20 protein-coding genes are annotated in these 18,587 nt (G+C 60.8%); all 20 read right to left on the reverse strand.

Going from position 1 to position 18,587, the window contains the following annotated elements:
• Positions 1–22: 22 nt before the first annotated feature.
• A complete protein-coding gene (locus G3N94_RS00120; protein ID WP_205789593.1) occupies positions 23–1,177 on the reverse strand; it encodes an acyl-CoA dehydrogenase in 1,155 nt (384 codons plus the stop codon).
• A gap of 21 nt (positions 1,178–1,198) precedes the next feature.
• Entirely contained in the window at positions 1,199–2,278 is a 1,080-nt protein-coding gene (locus tag G3N94_RS00125) for an acyl-CoA dehydrogenase (protein WP_205789594.1), read from the reverse strand.
• Between the two features lie 117 nt (positions 2,279–2,395).
• The gene (locus tag G3N94_RS00130) at positions 2,396–3,559 is read right to left on the reverse strand and encodes a CoA transferase (RefSeq protein WP_205789595.1); all 1,164 of its coding nucleotides are present in this window, start codon (positions 3,557–3,559) and stop codon (positions 2,396–2,398) included.
• Positions 3,560–3,822: 263 nt separating this feature from the next.
• The gene (locus G3N94_RS00135; protein WP_205789596.1) at positions 3,823–4,941 is read right to left on the reverse strand and encodes a porin; all 1,119 of its coding nucleotides are present in this window, start codon (positions 4,939–4,941) and stop codon (positions 3,823–3,825) included.
• Between the two features lie 80 nt (positions 4,942–5,021).
• Positions 5,022–6,035: a 4-hydroxy-2-oxovalerate aldolase gene (gene dmpG / locus G3N94_RS00140; RefSeq protein ID WP_205789597.1), complete on the reverse strand. Its 1,014-nt coding sequence runs from the start codon at positions 6,033–6,035 to the stop codon at positions 5,022–5,024.
• 13 nt (positions 6,036–6,048) lie between these two features.
• Entirely contained in the window at positions 6,049–6,990 is a 942-nt protein-coding gene (locus G3N94_RS00145) for an acetaldehyde dehydrogenase (acetylating) (protein ID WP_205789598.1), read from the reverse strand.
• Positions 6,991–7,003: 13 nt separating this feature from the next.
• Positions 7,004–7,792, reverse strand: coding sequence for a fumarylacetoacetate hydrolase family protein (locus tag G3N94_RS00150; RefSeq protein ID WP_205789944.1), 789 nt, complete (start codon positions 7,790–7,792; stop codon positions 7,004–7,006).
• Between the two features lie 10 nt (positions 7,793–7,802).
• Positions 7,803–8,651 carry an alpha/beta fold hydrolase gene (locus tag G3N94_RS00155; protein WP_241021453.1) on the reverse strand — a complete coding sequence of 283 codons (849 nt, stop codon included), beginning with the start codon at positions 8,649–8,651 and terminating at the stop codon, positions 7,803–7,805.
• 136 nt (positions 8,652–8,787) lie between these two features.
• A complete protein-coding gene (locus G3N94_RS00160; protein WP_205789600.1) occupies positions 8,788–9,420 on the reverse strand; it encodes a TetR/AcrR family transcriptional regulator in 633 nt (210 codons plus the stop codon).
• A gap of 117 nt (positions 9,421–9,537) precedes the next feature.
• Entirely contained in the window at positions 9,538–10,272 is a 735-nt protein-coding gene (locus tag G3N94_RS00165) for a class II aldolase/adducin family protein (protein WP_205789601.1), read from the reverse strand.
• Complete coding sequence (locus tag G3N94_RS00170) at positions 10,269–10,619, reverse strand: non-heme iron oxygenase ferredoxin subunit (protein ID WP_205789602.1); 351 nt, start codon at positions 10,617–10,619, stop codon at positions 10,269–10,271. The genes G3N94_RS00165 and G3N94_RS00170 overlap by 4 nt, the downstream gene beginning before the upstream one ends.
• Positions 10,616–11,488, reverse strand: coding sequence for an SDR family oxidoreductase (locus tag G3N94_RS00175; protein WP_346778617.1), 873 nt, complete (start codon positions 11,486–11,488; stop codon positions 10,616–10,618). The genes G3N94_RS00170 and G3N94_RS00175 overlap by 4 nt, the downstream gene beginning before the upstream one ends.
• A complete protein-coding gene (locus G3N94_RS00180) occupies positions 11,392–12,333 on the reverse strand; it encodes a VOC family protein (RefSeq protein ID WP_205789604.1) in 942 nt (313 codons plus the stop codon). Before G3N94_RS00180 ends, G3N94_RS00175 begins: the two co-directional genes overlap by 97 nt.
• Positions 12,334–12,345: 12 nt before the next feature.
• The gene (locus G3N94_RS00185; protein WP_205789605.1) at positions 12,346–12,888 is read right to left on the reverse strand and encodes an aromatic-ring-hydroxylating dioxygenase subunit beta; all 543 of its coding nucleotides are present in this window, start codon (positions 12,886–12,888) and stop codon (positions 12,346–12,348) included.
• Positions 12,889–12,898: 10 nt separating this feature from the next.
• Positions 12,899–14,203, reverse strand: coding sequence for an aromatic ring-hydroxylating dioxygenase subunit alpha (locus tag G3N94_RS00190; protein ID WP_205789606.1), 1,305 nt, complete (start codon positions 14,201–14,203; stop codon positions 12,899–12,901).
• A gap of 32 nt (positions 14,204–14,235) precedes the next feature.
• Positions 14,236–15,444 carry an FAD-dependent oxidoreductase gene (locus G3N94_RS00195; RefSeq protein ID WP_205789607.1) on the reverse strand — a complete coding sequence of 403 codons (1,209 nt, stop codon included), beginning with the start codon at positions 15,442–15,444 and terminating at the stop codon, positions 14,236–14,238.
• Between the two features lie 155 nt (positions 15,445–15,599).
• Complete coding sequence (locus tag G3N94_RS00200) at positions 15,600–15,881, reverse strand: cytochrome C oxidase subunit IV family protein (protein WP_205789608.1); 282 nt, start codon at positions 15,879–15,881, stop codon at positions 15,600–15,602.
• A complete protein-coding gene (locus G3N94_RS00205; RefSeq protein WP_205789609.1) occupies positions 15,881–16,414 on the reverse strand; it encodes a cytochrome c oxidase subunit 3 in 534 nt (177 codons plus the stop codon). The genes G3N94_RS00200 and G3N94_RS00205 overlap by 1 nt, the downstream gene beginning before the upstream one ends.
• 109 nt (positions 16,415–16,523) lie before the next feature.
• A complete protein-coding gene (locus G3N94_RS00210) occupies positions 16,524–17,318 on the reverse strand; it encodes a hypothetical protein (protein WP_205789610.1) in 795 nt (264 codons plus the stop codon).
• A gap of 84 nt (positions 17,319–17,402) precedes the next feature.
• Complete coding sequence (locus tag G3N94_RS00215; protein ID WP_346778618.1) at positions 17,403–18,575, reverse strand: FAD-dependent oxidoreductase; 1,173 nt, start codon at positions 18,573–18,575, stop codon at positions 17,403–17,405.
• Positions 18,576–18,587 lie beyond the last annotated feature (12 nt).

An 18,587-nucleotide genomic window follows, 5' to 3' on the forward strand; every position in this document is an offset into this window, starting at 1 on the left:
CTGAAACTTGCGCGTGGCACGTTCAACTCAGCTCCTTGCTCGAGTATCCCAACAGCCATCTGGCGACGATCAGGCGATTGATCTCGCCTGCGCCTTCGAAAATATCGAAGATCCGGGCGTCACGAAACCATTTCTCGGCCAAATGCTCTTCCGTCAACGCGAGCGGCCCCAGGAGCTCCATGCATTCCTGCGTAATACGTCGCGTCGCCAACCCTCCCAGTGCCTTCGCCATCGAAGCCTCGACCATCGTTCCGTCGTCCGTCACCCCATTGCACTGCTCCGACCATTTGGCGTGCAGGATCGTCAACTCCGTGGCGTCGTGCAGCGCTTCAAGGGCAATGGCGCGATCCTGCATCGCAGAGCGCGCATTGCGTCCCTGTCCGTAGTCGATCGCCTGCCCTCCGTCGCGAAGATTCTCTCGTACCGCATCGAGCATATTGCGTGCCGTCTTGAGGCCGAACGCCGTCACCATTGCGCGAGAGCCGTTGAACACCATCAACGTTCGCTTGAAATCGGCGTCGAGCTTGTTTCTCGACGGAACCCGACAATCCTGAAGCACGAAATCCGCCGTATCCCACGCACGCATTCCCATCTTGTCGACCTGCCCGAGAGGCTGCAGGCCCGGCGTTCCCTTTTCCACGACGAACGAGCTGAACGGCCGAATACCGCGTTCGTCCGGCGGGCCCTTGAGCAATACGACAGCGCCTGCCGCCTCGCCGAAACCCGAGCAATAGATCTTTTCTCCGTTGAGGATCCACTCGTCCGTGGCTTCGTCGTATCGGGCGCTCCCAACCATCGCCCGCGGATCGGAGCCGGCGCCCGGCTCCGAGATGGCGATCGAGAGCAGCTTGCCACCAAAGCGCTCGACCTGATCCGGTGTCCCTGCATACTTGATGATTTTTGTACCCAGGAATCTGTTCGTGTCACGTCTCATGCGAACGTCCGGGTATTCCAGGTGAAGCAACGCTTGCGTGACAATCGGCCCGCTCGTTCCGGCGGGATCCGTGTCGAGCAATGCATAGGGATCGGGGCGATCCACGGACTCCGGAAGCGCGACCGGTTCCAGTTCTTCGTGATGCTGATCGTAGTATCGCGCGTACTTGCGGGCAATTGCCGAGTCTTCGCGAGCGATGTTCACCAGATATTCGTCTTTCGGTGTGAGGGTAAAATCAACCACGTTCGATCTCCTAGAGTACGATCAGACACCTGCCACGCCTTCGAGCATCGAGACTGCCCGGGCATTTCGATACCACATTTCGATCGGATGCTCGCGCACGAATCCATGCCCGCCAAAAATCTGCAGGCCTTCGTCCGCAATCAGCATCGATTGACGCGCGGCATACGTATAGGCGAGCTGCGCCGCGCGCGTAGCGTCACGGCCGCCCCCCAACTCGAACGCAGCGCGCCACGCCATCAGGCGCATGGCCGCCACCTCGATATACATGTCCGCGATCCGGAACGCGATGGACTGCTTGCTCGCCAGCGCTGACCCGTGGACCACGCGGTCCTTCGCGTAAGGAATGACGTATTCCATTACACCGCGCGACAAACCCGTCATCACGGCAGCCAGCCCGGCGCGCGACGAATCGACGATACGCTGAACGTCCGATCCCGCTTCTTCACCAAGCCGTGCTGCGGCCGACACAAACACGTCGTCGAAATGGACATCGCTCATCCCCAGCGCCCGAAGGCCAACCGTCGGCACCGGCGCTTCGACACGAACGCCCGATGCGCACCGCTCGACGATGAACGCAGCACGCCCGCCTTCGGCTTGCGCAATGACCAGGAAATGGCTGGCCACGGAAGCAAGCGGGACCAACGTCTTGTGTCCGTCGAGTCGCCAACCGTCACCATCGCGAACGGCTGTCGTCGTCAACGCGGAGATGTCCGAGCCGAAGTGAGGCTCCATCAGCGCAATCGCCGCTGCATGGAACGCATTGCCGTGAAATAGCGGTAGCAGCGTCTGGCGCTGGAGCGGCGACCCCTGGTCCAGGATGGCCTGCGCGAACGCAACCGGTGCCGCGAGCGCGAGCGCCAACGTTGCATCGGCGGCGGCCAGCTCCTCGAGCACGATAGCGTTGAGGACCGCGCAATGCGCGTTGTTCTCGGCGTCCTGCATCTGGACGAGACCGGTTGACCACAGTAAATCCAGAGTCGACGTCGGTATTGTCGAATCCCGGTCCAGTTTTTGCGCGACCGGGCGCAATTCTCCTGCCGCGAAACTTCTCATCGCGGCTCGCGCGAGTTCCTGTTCCTCGCTCAATTCGAAGGTAATCAAGTCTCTCTCCTGTTCTCCTGCACCATGCAGTTCAAGTCTTTTCTACAGTTCCCGTGCGCATCGTCTCCGACATGCGGTCTTGCCGGCGTCCGGGACAGTTCGCACTACGGCCTGCCGTCAACGATCCGCTGCCTCGCGCTTCGCATGACGGAGGATTTCCTCCGTATGTTCGCCAAGCAGAGGCGCCCGTGCGCCGACGTCGATCGTCGAACGCTCGAAACGCACCGGAAAATTCATCTGCCGGACCACACCAAATTCGGGATCCTCGTGATCCACATACACGTGGCTGCTCCTGACCTGCGGATCCGCGAAGAACTCATCCAGCGTATAGATCGGACCGAGCGCGACGCCCTCTGATTCGGCACGCGCCAGGACCTCCGCACGCGTCATCGCCGTCGCCTTCCGGCCGAGCTCTCGCCACATGTCACCGTTCCTTTCGATTCTCCTGGCGGCCGACTTCCAGGTTTCGTCCTCCATCAGATCTTCCCGATCAAATAACCGACAGGCCGCCGCAAACTGATCATCGGTCTGGATATGACCGATGACCCATCCGTCGCTCGTGCGAAGTGGGTGGTGAATGTCCAGAGGGGGCGCCTTCTGTCCGTCCGGCGTCTGGAACGTGTAATTTCCGATGTTGTCCGTGAGCCCGAACCACGAGAACGCATTCAGCAGAGACGCATCGATTCGCTGCCCCCGTCCATCGGTACGTTCGCGGTGCAGCAGCGCCGCGAGAATCGCCCCCGCGGTAATCGTTGCAGTCGATTTGTCCACCATCAGATTGCGAATCGGTTCCGGCGTGTCGCCGCGCCCCTGGAGATACATGACGCCCGTCATGCCCTGCAGCACATGGTCGTACGCCGGCTTGGACGCGTACGGGCCCGATTCGCCAAATCCCGATATCGACGTGTAAATAAGCTTCGGATTGGCACCCCGGAGCGCCTCGTATCCGAGGCCAAGGCGATCCATCACGCGAGGGCGCATGTTGTGAATCAGGACGTCCGACGACAACGCCAACTCCATGGCCAGTTCGAGATCGCGGGGCGACTTCAGATCCAGGACCATGCTTTTCTTGCCCCGGTTCACAGTCATGAACAACGCCCCCATTCCCTTATGGAACGGCCCGACTCTGCGCATCGGATCGCCTTCGGGCGGCTCGATCTTGATGACCTCCGCTCCCATGTCCGCCAGAATCTGCCCTGCCAGCGGAGCCGACACCATCGAACCCAGTTCCAGCACGCGAAGCCCTGAACATGGGCCGCTCGTCTTCGCTTCCTCGCTCATCCTTGCCTCCGGTTTTCTCATGTCTGACGCTGCATCGCACCGGCAACGACTGTCCGATACGGCAAGCCGCGTTAGCCGCTCGCTCGCCCGCGCCCGGCCACATTCCTTTAAATTCGCACTGCAAAATTATCTTTTCTGTTTTCACCACCGATGTCGCCGATATCGACACGAAAAGCACATGCCTCCATTAGCCTCGAACCGCCCGGAGCCACATCGGCTCCCCCGTCTGACGCGGCCGTAGGCCTACCGCATCGTTGTTCCGATCAGAACAGGTGGCGGATACCCACCATGGCACCCGCCTGTCCAACGCCAGCTGCGGGCACGGCCGGAACGAGGCTGCTTGACGACACCGAATAAACCGCACCGCTCCCGCTGTTCTTCATATACGCAAGCAGGCCATATACCGCCGTACGCTTGGAGAGGTTGTAGTTGGCGCGAACGACGCCCATCGTGCCGTCCGCCTCGTACGATCGGTTCCTGACGTGCGCGATCTGGGCGTCGAAGATCCACGCGACGTACGGGACCGATACGCCGAGATAGCTGAGATCGGTTCGCACTGTCCGGACATCCCCCTTGATCTCCCGGTGCAGCCATCCGCCCGCGACCTTCACTTTCCCGACGAGAACATAGCCGTTTGCCTGGTACCGCCGGTCGGTATCACCGGAACTCGTAAAAGCGACGCCACGCACACCCGGCACGACCGTCATTGCCGTTGCTCCGGCGCCGCCGCGCTGCTCGTCGTAGATGAGCGCCGCGCCCCAGTTCGCGCGGTCATATTTCAGCATCGTGGTGATCGCGCGGCACGACATCATGTCGCCCGGCAACTGCCCCCCGCAATTGCTTGCAGACAGACCATCGCGCCCGAATGAATAGCTGACGCCCAACGTCAAGTCCGAGAACTTCCCGCGATATTCAACACTGTTGTCCGCACGCGCTGCGGAAAGATAGCCATCGAACGACCCCATGCTGAACGCGGCGGGACCAATGACGTCCGCATCGGCCATACCGTAGATGGTCATGTTCATTTGCCGCCCCAGGGTCAGCTGTCCCCACTCGCCCTTTAGCCCGACAAACGACTGTCGGCCGAACAGGCGACCATTCTGAAGCGATGTCCCGGACGCCGGTGAAAAACCACTTTCGAGCGTAAAGATCGTCTTCAGTCCTCCCCCCAGGTCTTCCTCGCCACGCAACCCCCAACGCGACGGCAGGTCGCCCCCGCTGATCATCGGGAATCGCGCCATCGTGCCGCCCGTCGGTGAAGCGTGCGTAAAGAACTCCACTCCGGTATCGACGACGCCGTACAACGTAATCGCCGATTGCGCACATGCCGGCGCGCTGACACTCACCGCTACCGCAAGCAAAGCTGCTCGTTGATATCTCATGTGTCTCCTTGACCTATTCTTCTTATCGACCCAATGCCCGGTCTGCCGAACCAGGCATCGTTCGTTGAACGACTGCCGCGTCACCCCATATTCCGCAAGAGATCCAGAGCGACATCCACGATCATGTCCTCCTGACCACCCACCATGCGCCGCTTGCCGAGTTCGACGAGGATGTCCACCGTCTTCAGGTCGTACTTCTTCGCGGCCGCTTCCGAGTGCCGCAGAAAGCTCGAATACACGCCCGCATAGCCGAGCGCGAGCGTCTCGCGGTCCACCCGCACCGGGCGATCCTGCAGCGGCCGCACGATGTCGTCCGCTGCGTCCATCAGCGTGTAAAGGTCGGTGCCATGATTCCAGCCGAGCCGTTCCGCAGCCGCGATAAACACCTCCAGCGGCGCATTGCCTGCGCCCGCGCCCATCCCCGCGAGGCTCGCGTCGATGCGATCACATCCTTCCTCGACCGCAACGATCGAGTTTGCAACGCCGAGGCTCAGGTTGTGGTGCGCGTGAATGCCGGTTTGCGTCGCCGGATCGAGTACCGCCTTCAGTGCGCGGAAGCGGTCGCGAATATCGTTCATGTTCATCGCGCCGCCCGAATCGACGACATAGATGCAGGTCGCGCCGTAGCTTTCCATCTTCTTCGCCTCGACCGCCAGATTCTCCGGCGTCGTCATATGGCTCATCATCAGGAAGCCAACCGTGTCCATCCCGAGTTCACGCGCATACTCGATGTGCTGCTTCGAGATATCGGCCTCGGTACAATGCGTCGCGACGCGCACCACGCGCGCGCCGGCTTCATACGCGGCCTTCAGGTCGTGAATCGTGCCGATGCCCGGCAGCAGCAGCGTTGCGATCTTCGCGTGCTCGACGACGTCAGCCACTGCCGCGATCCATTCGAGATCGCTGTGCGCGCCGAAGCCGTAGTTGAAACTCGACCCTTGCAGGCCGTCGCCGTGCGCGACCTCGATGCTGTCGACGTTCGCGTTGTCGAGTGCACGGGCGATCGCCTGCACGCTGTCGATCGAGTATTGATGGCGAACCGCGTGGCTGCCGTCGCGCAGCGTCACGTCCGAGATGTACAGTTTCTTGCTCATGCTCGTGCTCCTGTCAGACGCGACGCATCGATTGCGCCATGCGCTCGCCCGTGGCGAGCGCCGCAGACGTCATGATGTCCAGATTGCCCGCATAGGCCGGCAGGTAGTGCGCCGCGCCCTCCACTTCGATGAAGATCGACGTCTTCAGCCCGCTGAACTTGCCCAGGCCCGGAATGTTGATCGGTGCGCTCGCCGGAATCTCGTCGAACTGCACCTTCTGCTTGAGCCGATAACCCGGCACGTAGGCGCTCACTGCCTTGGCCATCTCCTCCACCGACGCCTCGATCTCGGCGCGGCTCGCGGCCTCGGACAGCGCATAGACCGTGTCGCGCATCATCAGCGGCGGCTCGGCAGGATTCAGGATAATGATCGCCTTGCCCTTCGCCGCCCCGCCAACCACCTCGATCGCCTTCGACGTCGTTTCCGTGAATTCGTCGATGTTCGCGCGCGTGCCCGGCCCGGCCGACTTGCTGCTGATCGACGCGACAATCTCCGCGTAATGCACGTTCGCGACGCGCGAGACGGCCGCGACCATCGGAATCGTCGCCTGACCACCGCAGGTCACCATGTTGACGTTCGGCGCATCGAGGTGCGCGTCGAGGTTCACGACCGGCACGCAATATGGGCCGATCGCGGCGGGCGTGAGGTCGATCATGCGCAAGCCGGGCTTCAGCGTGCGCAGGAATGCATCATTCTTCACATGCGCGCCGGCCGACGTCGCGTCGAACACGAAGTCGATCTCGTCGAACACGGGCAGGCGCGTGAGCCCTTCCACGCCTTCGTGCGTCGTCGCGATGCCAAGCCGCGCCGCGCGCGCAAGCCCGTCCGATGCGGGGTCGATGCCGACCATCGCAGCCATCTCCAGATGCTTGCCGTGGCGCATGATCTTGATCATCAGGTCGGTTCCGATGTTGCCCGAGCCGATGATCGCCGCCTTGAGTGGATTGGGGACCATTTGCAGTACCTCGTTAGTGGAAGATCGCCCGTACCGGGGCAAAACCGTCGATGTGTGCGGTGTACGTCTGGCCCGCATGCACTTCAACCATCGGACCAAGGGCGCCCGTGAGAATCACATCACCAGCGCGCATCGGCGTCCCGACCTGGACGAGCGTGTCGGCCAGCCAGCGCGCGGCGTTCAGCGGATTACCCAAACACGCCGCGCCGATACCTTGGGACACCGCCTCCTCGCCGCAGGTCATGCGCATCGCCGCACCGGCCAGATCGAGTTTCGACAGCAGGACCGGCTGCGTGCCGAGAACGAACAGGCCCGACGACGCGTTGTCGGCGACGGTATCCACGAAACGGATGTTCCATCCCGCGATACGGCTGGCGACTACCTCGATCGCAGCCAGCGCATAGGCTGTCGCACCGATCAGATCGGCAACGGTGTGCCGCTCATGGTCGAGATCCTTCCCGAGTACGAGGGCGATCTCCGCCTCCGCCTTCGGCTGCAGCAAGCGTGTCGTATCGATCGGCTCGCCGTCGACAACGGACATGTCGTCCAGGAGCGTGCCGAAATCCGGACGATCGACGCCAAGCTGCTTCTGAACGGCCGGCGACGTCAGGCCGATCTTCCGGCCGACGATTCGCCTGCCGGCCGACACCTGACGCTGGATGTTGACCTGCTGCACCGCATAGGCGAGCGCGGCCTGCGCATGATCGTCCCGGCCTTCGAAGCGGTCGCGCACGGGAGCACAGGGTTCCTTCCGCTGTTGGGCATTCCACAGCAGATCTGCAATGACGTTTTGTTCGCTCATTTCCGGTTGCTCACTCGACCGTACCGGTCTTGAAGAATCGGGTGGCGATATCGTTGAACTCGTCGATCGCTTCGTATTGCGGCCAGTGCGCCGCATTGCCCTTCATGAAGTACAGGATGCTTCCCGGCACCTTCGCCTGCGCGGCATTGACCGATTCCGTGTCGTGGATCGGGTTGTCGTGGGTCCACAGGAACAGCGTGCCCTCCGGCAGCTTTTCCAGCGGGATCAGGCAGTCGTCGTGATGCTCGAGAATTTCATTGAGCGTCGGCAAAACAGCGCGACTCTCGGGACGCAGGTAGACGCGCAATCGCAGATCGACCAGCTCGTCGTCCACGAGGTGGCGGTTGCTCGGATGCATCAACCAGTGCATCCGTGCCTGCACCGATTCGTAGGTCGGCGTGTTGTCGATGTTGCGTTTGTTCAACCCGATAAAGGTCTGCAGGTCCTGTTTGCCCTTCTCCGTCACGATGGGGATGCCACCGGCGGTGTTGAGCATCAGGCGCCGCACCCGATGGGGATTCGCCGCGGCAAAGTGCCCGGAAACCCAGCCGCCGAGCGACTCGCCCGAAAGGTGAGCCTTTTCGATTCCGAGTGCATCCATCAACTCGCCGAGCTGTTCGGCCAGCATGATCGGGCTGTACTGCCGCACCGGCTTGCTGGACAGGCCGTGGCCCACGTAGTCGAAGGCGATGACGTGGAAATCCCGCGACAGCGGTACGATGTTTTTTGCGTACGCTTCGAGATGGCCGTTGATGCCATGCTGGAAGATGATCGTTTCGGGATTGCCTTTCCCGGCTTCGGCGATGCGGATCGTGCCGAAGTTCTTCGTGTCGACATGGCGGATTTCCGCGCCGAGCATATCAAGCCAGAGACTCATCGATTTTTCCTTCAGGAAGAGCGGACACAGCAACGCCACCCCTGCGGATTCCGCAGGGGTGGCGTTGAACGACAGATTGACGTGTGGGAACAGGCCGCGCGCTGACGCGCACGCAGCCTTAGCGTGACGGTGGGGTGTTCAGGCTCATATACGCGCGGGCAATCCTGGACCACTGCTCGACGGTGAAGCGCGTGTATTCCGGATCGTTGCGCAGGAACCGACGCATCACCATCCCGCGATAGATGCTCTGGGTGATATTCAGCACGGTGCGTGCCGGCTCCTCCTCCAGCCCGGAACGCAACAACGCTTCCATCCAGGCCTTCTCGATAGGCAGCCGGTACTTGCGCGAGATCGCGCGTACCTTCTTTCTCAGTTCGGGTTCGTGATCGCCAAGATTCAATAGCGACACCGCGATGAGGAAGTTCGGCCCCAGGTAGAAGTTGGACGAATCCCGCATGAGCGCATCCAGCACGTCGTCCCCGGCATTCAGACCATCGATCAGCTTCATGCTGGTTTCGGTCGATGCCTCGTAGAGCTGTTGCAGCGCCGCGAGGACCAGCGCTTCCTTGGTCGGGAAATGATGTGTCTGGGCACCGCGCGACACATTGGCCGTGGCCGCGACCTGCTCGACCCGGAATCCGGCGTAGCCCTTGTTCATCAACTCGCTGACGGCGGCTTCCAGTATTCGCGCGCGTGTCTCTTCGCGTCTTTCGGCCTGGGTGCGACGTCGCTCTGGAACTTTTTTTGTCATCGTAACGTGTTGAGTCTACCGGAGGCGATATTACACTACCCCACCCGGCGACTTGGCAACCCGTCTCGATACTCGGCTGCAGTTCGAGCCGTGCCAGCATTCGACAATTCCGCGTCCTCATCGCGCAATCCCCCACAATGGAGCGGGAAACTCGGCTTCATTTGCCGACGCCTCGGGATCCGCGGCCGTCAGGAAATCCCACAGGCGTTCGAATACGGCACCGGAACTGACCTGTCTCGAGCCGACCTCGTCCCGGGTCAGGCAGGCGGCTTCGGCTTCCCGTTCGTTGACCATGGACCGCACCAGTGTCTCGATGCGGGCGGCATCCTCGAGACACCACGCGAAGCCCGCGGCCAGTTCGATGCTCGGTCCCACCGTGACCGCGCCGTTCGCGCGCATGATCACGGACGGGGCATCGTCAAGACGAGCGGCCAGTTGCTCAGCCAGCCCGTCGTCGCGCAACAGGCGCGGGTCGTCCCAGAACTTGCACGCCGCGTTGAACGCGCCAACGCCGTGCCTGGGCTTGGGCACAATGCTGAGCGTGGACAACGCCACCAGGTTGGGCGGCATCACGCGGCATACTCCGCGGACGTCCGGACGCCGCTTGTAGATCTGCTGATGGATCCGAACCTCGCCCAATACGCCCGGCGGAAGCGGTGCGTCGATGCGAACGACCGTACCCGGCTCGTTCACACCGATCAGCCCCATCGGCCTGGAAGCGCAGACCAGGAAACTGTCCTCGTCGATGCGGGCACTGCAATGCCCCCACGCCTGCACCAGACCGTGGCGCGCGAGCGCCCGCGCCGCAACGCGTACGCGGCGCTCCAGGATTGTCAGATCGACGCCGCTCATAGCGAGTGCGCTCCAGCGTCCACGAAGACCCGACCGTCCTCGATCTTCACCGGCCAGCTGCGGAGCGCATGCTCGCAGGGCATCGCGCAAGGTTGGCCGTTGCGAACGTCGAACCGTCCGAAGTGCCAACTACATTCGACTTCGTACCCTTCCAGCGAGCCGTCTTCCGACAACGACGCATCCCCGTGCGAGCAAATGTCGTCGGTGACGAAGAACTCGCCATCGACGCAGTAGATCGCCACGGCGTGCCCCGACGGCAGCGCGCCGCGACGGATCTCGCCGTTGGCGACGTCATCGGTCGCACACACATCGATCATTTCAGCGGTTGTACTCATCTTGATCCTCACAGCATCGCGCTGCCGCCATTGACGCTGATCACCTGACCGGTGACAAACGCCGCCTCCGGCAATGCCAGATACCCCACCATCGACGCGACTTCCTCGATTTCGCCCACGCGGCCCATCGGAATGACGTCCACGAATTGCTGGGCGAGCGCGGGATTCGCTTTCTTCACCTTCGCCCAAACGTCCGTATTCACCGCGCACGGCGCCACCGTGTTGACGGTAATGCCGTTGAGGGCAAACTCGCGTGCCAACCCCGTCGTCAGCCCGTGCATGCCGCCCTTCGCGGCGTTGTAACCCGCGTGAGCGGGCAAGCCATTGCGAACCGAGTCGGCGCCGATGTTGACGATCCGGCCGTACTTCGCGGCGACCATATCCGGCAGGAACGTCCGGCTGCACCAGATGACGGTCCACAGATTCCGGTCGATGGTCGCCTTGAGTGTCTCCGGCGTATGCTCCAGGAACGGCCGGATCACGCCCCCGCCCGCGCAGTTGACCAGGATCTGCGCAGGGCCAAAGTACTTGGCGACCGCACGATGCAGCGATTGCGCGCCGCGCTCCTTCGACAGGTCCGCCGCATGCACCGCGATCGATTTGCCGAACGACTTCGCGAGCCGATCGCGCGTGGCAGATAGCCCTTCCCGGTCGATGTCCGAAGCCACGACCCTGGCACCGAGTTGCAGCAACCGCTCGACGATGCCGAGCCCGATGCCGTGAGCTCCGCCGCTAACGACGGCCACTTGCCCATCCAGACTGGTCTGTTTTTTATTCATCACGCTCAACCCGCCACCTTCTGAATCCTGGGCGTCATCTCGACGTCCTCTCGTTCGATGGGACCGCTGCGGCCGAATTGGCCATCCGGCACCGCGCCCCACACGTCAAGCGACTCCGGGACGGGTTCCAGGTAGCGCGGCGGCCGCGCACCGTGTTCCGCGAATTCCTCCATGCCGAAGCTGTACTCGACGGTGATGCCGTCCGGATCGAGGAAATAGAAAAACACGCTGTCCGAAGGCGGGTGCCTGCCCGGACCAAACACGACCTTTACGTCGTGCTTCTTGATCCGGTAAAGCGCCTTGCCGATGTCGTCGATGTCCGTGACCATGAAGTTCACGTGATGGAACTGACTGCTGCTCGCGGGACCAACGGCGAACGTGTGATGGAACGGGTTTGGATGACAGCGCATGAACACGATGCGATCCTCGATCAGGTCCGAAATCCGGAATCCGAAGTCGCGCACCAGCGCGTCGCGGCTCGCGTCGAAATTCTCGGCGCTGATCACCACATGGCCGATGCGTGCGATCTTCGCGACCGTCGGCACGAACGGTTTGCTCAGGTGCATGTTGCCGGCGAACAACTCGAACAACAGGCCACTGTGCTGCTCCCGTACGCGAAAACCCGGCCCCTGCTTCATCTGCCTGGCTTCGTCCTCCGGCACCCATGTCGGTGCCATTCCGAGCCGCTCAAAATGTTCGAAGGCGGCCCGCACATCGCTTTCCTGCTCCAGCTCGAAACCGACGCGCTTGAGCCCGTGCGTCTCCGCCTGGTAGAGCAGGATGTTGTGATGATCCCTGCTGCACCGCAGGTAAGCGACGTCGGCATCCTGCTGTACGACCTCGAGGCCGACGATCTTCTCGTAGAACGCCACCGACCGGGCCAGGTCGGTAACGTTGATGGCGGCATAGCCGAGCTTCTTGTAGCGGAAAGGAAGCGTGATATCCATGATCGAACTCTCTCAGAGAATGATGCTCACTCGCCCATGGGGGCGCAGCGCCTCAAGGTCCAGGAAACAACGCTTTTCGACGATCCGGAGCTGCCCGTCGACACGGCGCAGGCGATAGTGCGAGCTGCCGACGTACGCATCGTTGTTACCGAATTTCATCCGGTAGGTCACGAACGCCGTGGCGACCTTGATCTCGTCCGGGCCGGCCTCGAGGATGCGGACGTTGCTGACCAGATGGCGCGTTCGAGAACGCGGGTACTCCGAGTGGGCGGTCTTCTTCATCAACCGGATCACCCGTTCGCGCAACCTGACAGGATCGTCCGCGATGTAGAACAGGCTATCGTCTGCATTTGCGGTGCGCGGCAGGTCGGGCGACGGCACGAAATAGCTGCCGTCGTCGGTAAACAGTGTCAGCCAGTCGTGGAGCTGCCACGTGTCGAGCAGCTCCGCTTCGTGGTACAGGAGATCTTCCACTTCCGTTCTCGTCACGTATGCCACGAACTCACTGGAAGACGGGATACGCACGGATTCTTTTTCGATAGTGACGGCATTCATGCGCATATCCTCAGGCTGAAGTTTCCGACGAGAGCTGACGGACGTTTGACTGCGGGGTCAGTGAAGCGCTGATGTACTGGTTCCACTGCGTCCAGAAAGCGCGCATCTGCAATTCGTCGTCGTAGTTGGGCGACTCTTTGCCCATGCCCTTGGAGATGTCGCTCCACGGAACCAGGCGGTAATTGTTGAAACCGTTCTGGCACGATTCCAGCGCCTCGACGTCGTCCGGCGTCGCGAATCCGCCCGGCCCGAGGAACTCGAGGAAGTTGCTGAGCCTGAACTTCTTCGCCCAATCAGACTCTTCGTTGGGCGCGAGCGACCAGCCATTGACCAGCATGTAGTTCGGTGACTGCGGGTAGAACGTCCGTACCGTGATCGCCATGATGTCGTTGATGACGAGATTCGGGAAAATCAGGAGGTTCCGGTTCTTGTGCGCCATACGATCGGCCAGCTTCTCGCCGTGCAGCTCGACGAGGCGCGCGTAGATCTGGTCGATCTCCTTCTGTCCTTCCTCGCCCCAGAGCGGTATCCACGACGCAATCGGACGGCCCCACGGCGCGGTGTATTCGAGCACCGCGTGGCCGTTACCCAGATCGTAGCTCGTGCCTTCGAGCTTCGTGCTCGACAAGCCGCCGTTGGTGTTCTTCAGATAGTCCAGGTAGGTCGCGTGCGTACTGACCGCGTGATAGCCGTCCACGCTGTTTTCCACCAGCAACTTCCAGTTCGCGCGAATGGCGTATTCCTGCGAGCCGCTGGAGATCGCCATGCCGCTCTCCGAATACTTCGACACCAGATCGAGGTATTCCTTAGCGCCTGCCAGATAGTCGGGCAGCGGTTCCACCTCCGCATTGAAGCTGACGAAGCAGAAGCCCGCGTAAATGTCGAACTGAGGCACCGGCACCAGGTTGCCCGCGCCGCTCGCGATGAAGTCGGCGCAATACCGTTCCTTGCCCGGCTGGCTCTTCAAGTTGCCATCGCAGCCGAAAACCCAACCGTGATAGAAGCACTGGAAGTTTTTCGAGTTACCGGCCCGATCCCGGCAGACGGTCGCGCCACGGTGCGGGCACGTATTGAAAAACGCATTGATCCGGTTGTCCGTTCCCATCGTGACCAGCAGGTTACGACGCGCAATCGTGCGGGTGACGAAGTCGCCCGGCTTCCTGAACTCCGAGACATGCCCGACATAGAGCCAGCATTTGTCGAAGATCTTCTCGTATTCGTCAAACAGAATCTGCTCGCTGACAAACGCCTCCCGGGACACCCGGAACTGTAGATTCTTCTCGTCAATCTCTACCAACTTCGTCTCACTCGCCATGGTCTTATCCTCGCGATCTGGATCGTGCGCGCTCAGAGCACGCAATTACGTAACGGGATGCCCGAATCGGCGAGTTGCCGAGGGTCCACCCGATTTCCCTGTTTTACCCAACGGCGTGCGACCGCCATGTCCTTCGGCGAATTGACGGACGAGCAGCCGGTGACATGCCCCCCTTCGTCCAGCCAGAAAATACTGAACGCGTCTCCGTTCTCGTCACCCCGGATGATTCGCGTCCCGCGTGTCGCATTCCCGACAACCTGAAGGTTTGTCCGCCCCTGATCGGACCAGAACCACACCGGCGATTCGTAACGCACGGACTCGCCCAGTAGGTTCCTGACCACATTCAGCGAATGATCCTGAGCGTTGGCCCACGTCTCGATCCGCCCAAACCCGTCGCCTGTCGATTGCGAAGCGATATCGCCCACGGCGAAGATTCCCTCTATCGCGGTCTGACCATATGCATCCACCCGCACACCGGCAGCATCGGTAATGCCAAGGTCGTCGAATCCGCCAACGTTCGGCGTTACGCCGATTCCGACCACCAGGTTGCGCGCCGCGACCGCGCTGCCGTCGGACAGCGTCAGATAGCCATCCTCGAGTGGTCCCGTCACGTGGACCCGATAGCGGACATCCACACCGTTACGTACATGCGCGCTGTCGAGGTAACGGGATACCACCTCGTCCACGCTTCGAGACATCAGCCGATCCGCGCTCTCTATCACGGTCACCTGGCATCCCAGCGCGCGCGCAGCCGCGGCAACTTCCAGCCCGATTACGCCGCCTCCCACGATTGCGATGGGCGCACCGCCTTCCAGGTCCACCCGAAGCTTTTGGGCGTCTCCAACCGTACGCAGGTAGCGCACCCGGGCAGGGTCGGCGACCGCCGCCGGCAACTGCCGAGGATTCACTCCCGTCGCGATCACCAACCGGTCGAACGTGATCGAGCGCCCGTCGTCCAGCAAGACCTGGCGCAGGCTCGCGTCTGTCCGGACGACCTTGCGACCGAGGTTCAGCTCAATGCCATGGCTCTCAAACTCCGCATGCGTCTTGATCAGCCTGAGTTCCGCCGACTCCGGCCGCAGCATTTCCTTCGACAGTTGTGGCCGCTCGTAAGGAAGATGCGGCTCCTCACCAATCAACGCGATCTCACCGTCGAAACCACCGCGGCGCAGCCCGAATGCAACCGTCGCACCGGCCTGGCCTGCTCCAACGATCACAATCCTCTTGATACTTTCGTTCATCACGATTCCGCCTGATTGCTTCCGGTTCCCTCAACTCACACAATACAAACAGACTGGCCCGTCTGTTTTTTGCAATTGTTGTGCTGTTACGTGTTCGTGTCAACTCAAGGTGCTTATATTTCGCTGCTGCGATGCAGCAGCAACACACGCTACCGTCATGCGTCGCTGAAGGCCCGGATCGCGACGATCACGCCGCACACGCCCCACATCCAGACCTCGAAAGCGATACGCCACGGTAGCGGCGCAGCCTTGATCTCCATGAAGTGCAATATCACTGCGCGCCCCTTGACTGCCGCGATAAACATGATGGCCGCAACCGCCGTCAATCCGCCGGCCAAACCATGATGCTCTGCGAGAAAGCCGCTACACAGCGTGGCCAGCATCAAAAACAACCACACGAAAAACGCCCGGGCCGAAGTCGTATGAGCCGTTTCCATCACTGCGCTCCTACCAAGTAAAGCATCGGAAAAATGACGATCCAGAGCAAGTCGACCATATGCCAGTACAGCGCACCCGACTGGATCCACTCAAACAACGGTCCCTCATGCACGGGCTCGCGACCAGCCCTGAACCAGAGCGTCCCAAGAATGATCATTCCAGCGACAAAGTGAATGAAATGCGCGCCGGTCAGCACGAAATAAAACATGAAGAAATCGTTGGTGAGCATACTGATGCCGTGAGAGAACTTGTCGAAGTACTCAGTCAGCTTCGTCACCCCGAAGCCGGCACCGATCAACATCGCCAACAGCAACCAACGTCGAACCTGACCTACCCGTGCGCGCCGTGCGGCATCGACCGCACATGCCACGAACATGCCGCTCGTCATCAAAATCAACGTATTGAGCAATCCGAGCTCGATGTTCAGACTGTGAGACGAGACGTCGAACAGTTTGAGCTGGCCCCTTCTCTCCGTCATGAACGCTACGAAAAACGCGCCGAAGATTGCGATATCGGCGATGATGAAGAACAAGATCCCGGGCACCGACGCGGCCCGGGCACCTTGCCGCGAAGCTTCGACCCTCCCGCCTGCCGAAGCCGGGGAACCAAAATTAGTCATAGAGGCTCGCCAAGCGATGAGATCACGCGTTCGACAGACGGGCACCGACCGATTGGTGCGGCGCTACTTTCCCTGCCAGCTTCAACCGGTCCGCACGCTCCTGCTCAAGCCGTGGCACCGCCTTGAAGACGTAAAACGTGATCAGAAGGATGTATCCGAACCAAACGAGGAACTCGACCCAGAAATTCAGCCAACCCTGGCGGGCGAATAGTCCCGTCTTGAAGACAGGCATCATCAACTCGAAAAGAAAGCTCAGGCCGGCCCAAATCGAATACCAGCAGGCCCAACGGGGAAACAGCGGCTTCTTGCGCGGGTCCGTCAGGCCTGCCATCCCGATCGCAACCATGGGGATGGTCGTGATCGCATAGAACATATCGATCAACAGCCAGCCCATGTCGTAGAGCATCTGCAGCGTGACCGGCGAAAGTACGTCAGGACGATATGCCCCCGTCAACCAGAAGACGGACGATGTCACCAACGGCACGACCGTCAAGCCACCGCCCCACATCTGCAAGATCGAAAGGACATTGTTTTCCTCGGGATTGATCCATTCCATCACCTTGGTGATCGACAAGGTCCAAGGCAAATACAGCACGCCAAAGAGCATCGCTCCAGCCATACCGGCACGGACTTCGTTGTAGTGATGGCGGAAGAAATCGGCCATCTGTTCCGGCGTGCGATCAGCGGGGATCGGTGGAATGTTGTATCCGAGCATCCCCCAACAAAGCAGGAAAGCGGCAAGAAAAATCGGCCCGCAAAGTGCACAAAGCCGCCAGTACCTGAAATATGCGCGGTTGCTCATCGTTGAATCCATCATTTCTCTCCTTCGCGTTGGTGGTGTGTCTCTGACAACGTAGAACTGCCGTTCACTTTTTCTGGATCTTCTTGCTTATCGATGAGCTTATGCGCGCCCCATCAGACGGTTTGCAGCCAGCTCTCCACTGAACACGGCCGCTTCGACGCCCGCGTGTGCGAAATAGTCCCCGGCCAGATAAATGCCCTTCGGCATTTCGCGATGCAGCGAGTTCAGCATTGCATAGTGTCCAGGGCCTGCGATCGAGAGACCGCGCTTGTAGCGAAACAGGTGAACGAAGGTCGGTTCCGGTGCCGCGCCAAAGACTTCCGTTACCGCAGCAAGCGCCTCGCGCTTGATGTCGTCGTCCGTCATCTGTTTCAGTGGCGGGGTATAGAAGTAGACGCCCACCGCTTCGCCTCCAGGCGGAACCGCATTCGGATGTCTTTTGCTCTGCAGGACGCAGGCTCCCCAGTTTCGAAGATCGTTAGCGGGCAACGCAACGCTCACCGGGAAGTTCGGCCATGGATTCCTGGCGTAGCAGACTTGAACGTGTGCATACTCGGAATACAGACATTTTCTAAGCTTTTCGGTCGACTGCTCCGACACAACGCCCGCAAGCAGATCGGCTGAAACACCGGGCTCTGACGCGAGAATGACCGCATCTGCGGTGTGAAGCTCGTTGTTCGACGCAATCGTGAAGTTTCGATCGTTCTTGTAGACGCCCTTCACCGGGCTCGACAGATGGAGATCGAGACCCGACGCTGCTTCAATGAGCCAGTCACAGATCTGGCCCATGCCCTTGGGAGGAACTTGCATTGAGAGTTTGTAGAACTGCTGAATGATGGCCTGATAGAGCGGTGTCGAAAGCCAGTTCATCGGTACCGCATACAGGAAACCCATGTACGGAACCGTAATGTAGTTATGCCCCTTCTTCCCGAGAACTCGCATGGACCAATTCTCCAGGTGCTCGCCGTTGTCATGCTTCGCGAGTTCCGCACCATCAAAACAGGTTTTCGGACCAGAGGAAAACAGTTGTCCCAGAACACCCAGACCGATTCTGAGCTTATCGAGCGTACTGAAGACAGGTAACTTCAGGAAACTCAGCACCTGATCAAAGTCCACGGTGTAGCGCTGTCTGTCCCAATCGACGACATGCGTCTTGGCATCCCATGCAACCAGATCGCCGTGATGGCCCATCTCCTTGAGAATCGCCTGCGTTCGCGGATAGATTCCCCCCCATGAGGAACAACGCACCGGAGCCGAGATTGAATCCGTCACGATGGACCTGGC

Source organism: Burkholderia sp. Ac-20353, assembly GCF_017104785.1.
In the GTDB taxonomy this organism is placed as follows: domain Bacteria; phylum Pseudomonadota; class Gammaproteobacteria; order Burkholderiales; family Burkholderiaceae; genus Burkholderia.

What these genes read in the sequence shown, in the direction of transcription:
- G3N94_RS00130 (WP_205789595.1), bottom strand. Translation starts at nt 3,559, where the DNA reads ATGAGCGAGGAAGCGAAGACGAGCGGCCCATGTTCAGGGCTTCGCGTG.
- G3N94_RS00190 (WP_205789606.1), bottom strand. Translation starts at nt 14,203, where the DNA reads ATGGCGAGTGAGACGAAGTTGGTAGAGATTGACGAGAAGAATCTACAG.
- G3N94_RS00155 (WP_241021453.1), bottom strand. Translation starts at nt 8,651, where the DNA reads ATGCTCGGCGCGGAAATCCGCCATGTCGACACGAAGAACTTCGGCACG.
- G3N94_RS00200 (WP_205789608.1), bottom strand. Translation starts at nt 15,881, where the DNA reads ATGGAAACGGCTCATACGACTTCGGCCCGGGCGTTTTTCGTGTGGTTG.
- G3N94_RS00180 (WP_205789604.1), bottom strand. Translation starts at nt 12,333, where the DNA reads ATGGATATCACGCTTCCTTTCCGCTACAAGAAGCTCGGCTATGCCGCC.
- G3N94_RS00165 (WP_205789601.1), bottom strand. Translation starts at nt 10,272, where the DNA reads ATGAGCGGCGTCGATCTGACAATCCTGGAGCGCCGCGTACGCGTTGCG.
- dmpG (WP_205789597.1), bottom strand. Translation starts at nt 6,035, where the DNA reads ATGAGCAAGAAACTGTACATCTCGGACGTGACGCTGCGCGACGGCAGC.
- G3N94_RS00135 (WP_205789596.1), bottom strand. Translation starts at nt 4,941, where the DNA reads ATGAGATATCAACGAGCAGCTTTGCTTGCGGTAGCGGTGAGTGTCAGC.
- G3N94_RS00150 (WP_205789944.1), bottom strand. Translation starts at nt 7,792, where the DNA reads ATGAGCGAACAAAACGTCATTGCAGATCTGCTGTGGAATGCCCAACAG.
- G3N94_RS00210 (WP_205789610.1), bottom strand. Translation starts at nt 17,318, where the DNA reads ATGATGGATTCAACGATGAGCAACCGCGCATATTTCAGGTACTGGCGG.
- G3N94_RS00160 (WP_205789600.1), bottom strand. Translation starts at nt 9,420, where the DNA reads ATGACAAAAAAAGTTCCAGAGCGACGTCGCACCCAGGCCGAAAGACGC.
- G3N94_RS00195 (WP_205789607.1), bottom strand. Translation starts at nt 15,444, where the DNA reads ATGAACGAAAGTATCAAGAGGATTGTGATCGTTGGAGCAGGCCAGGCC.
- G3N94_RS00145 (WP_205789598.1), bottom strand. Translation starts at nt 6,990, where the DNA reads ATGGTCCCCAATCCACTCAAGGCGGCGATCATCGGCTCGGGCAACATC.
- G3N94_RS00185 (WP_205789605.1), bottom strand. Translation starts at nt 12,888, where the DNA reads ATGAATGCCGTCACTATCGAAAAAGAATCCGTGCGTATCCCGTCTTCC.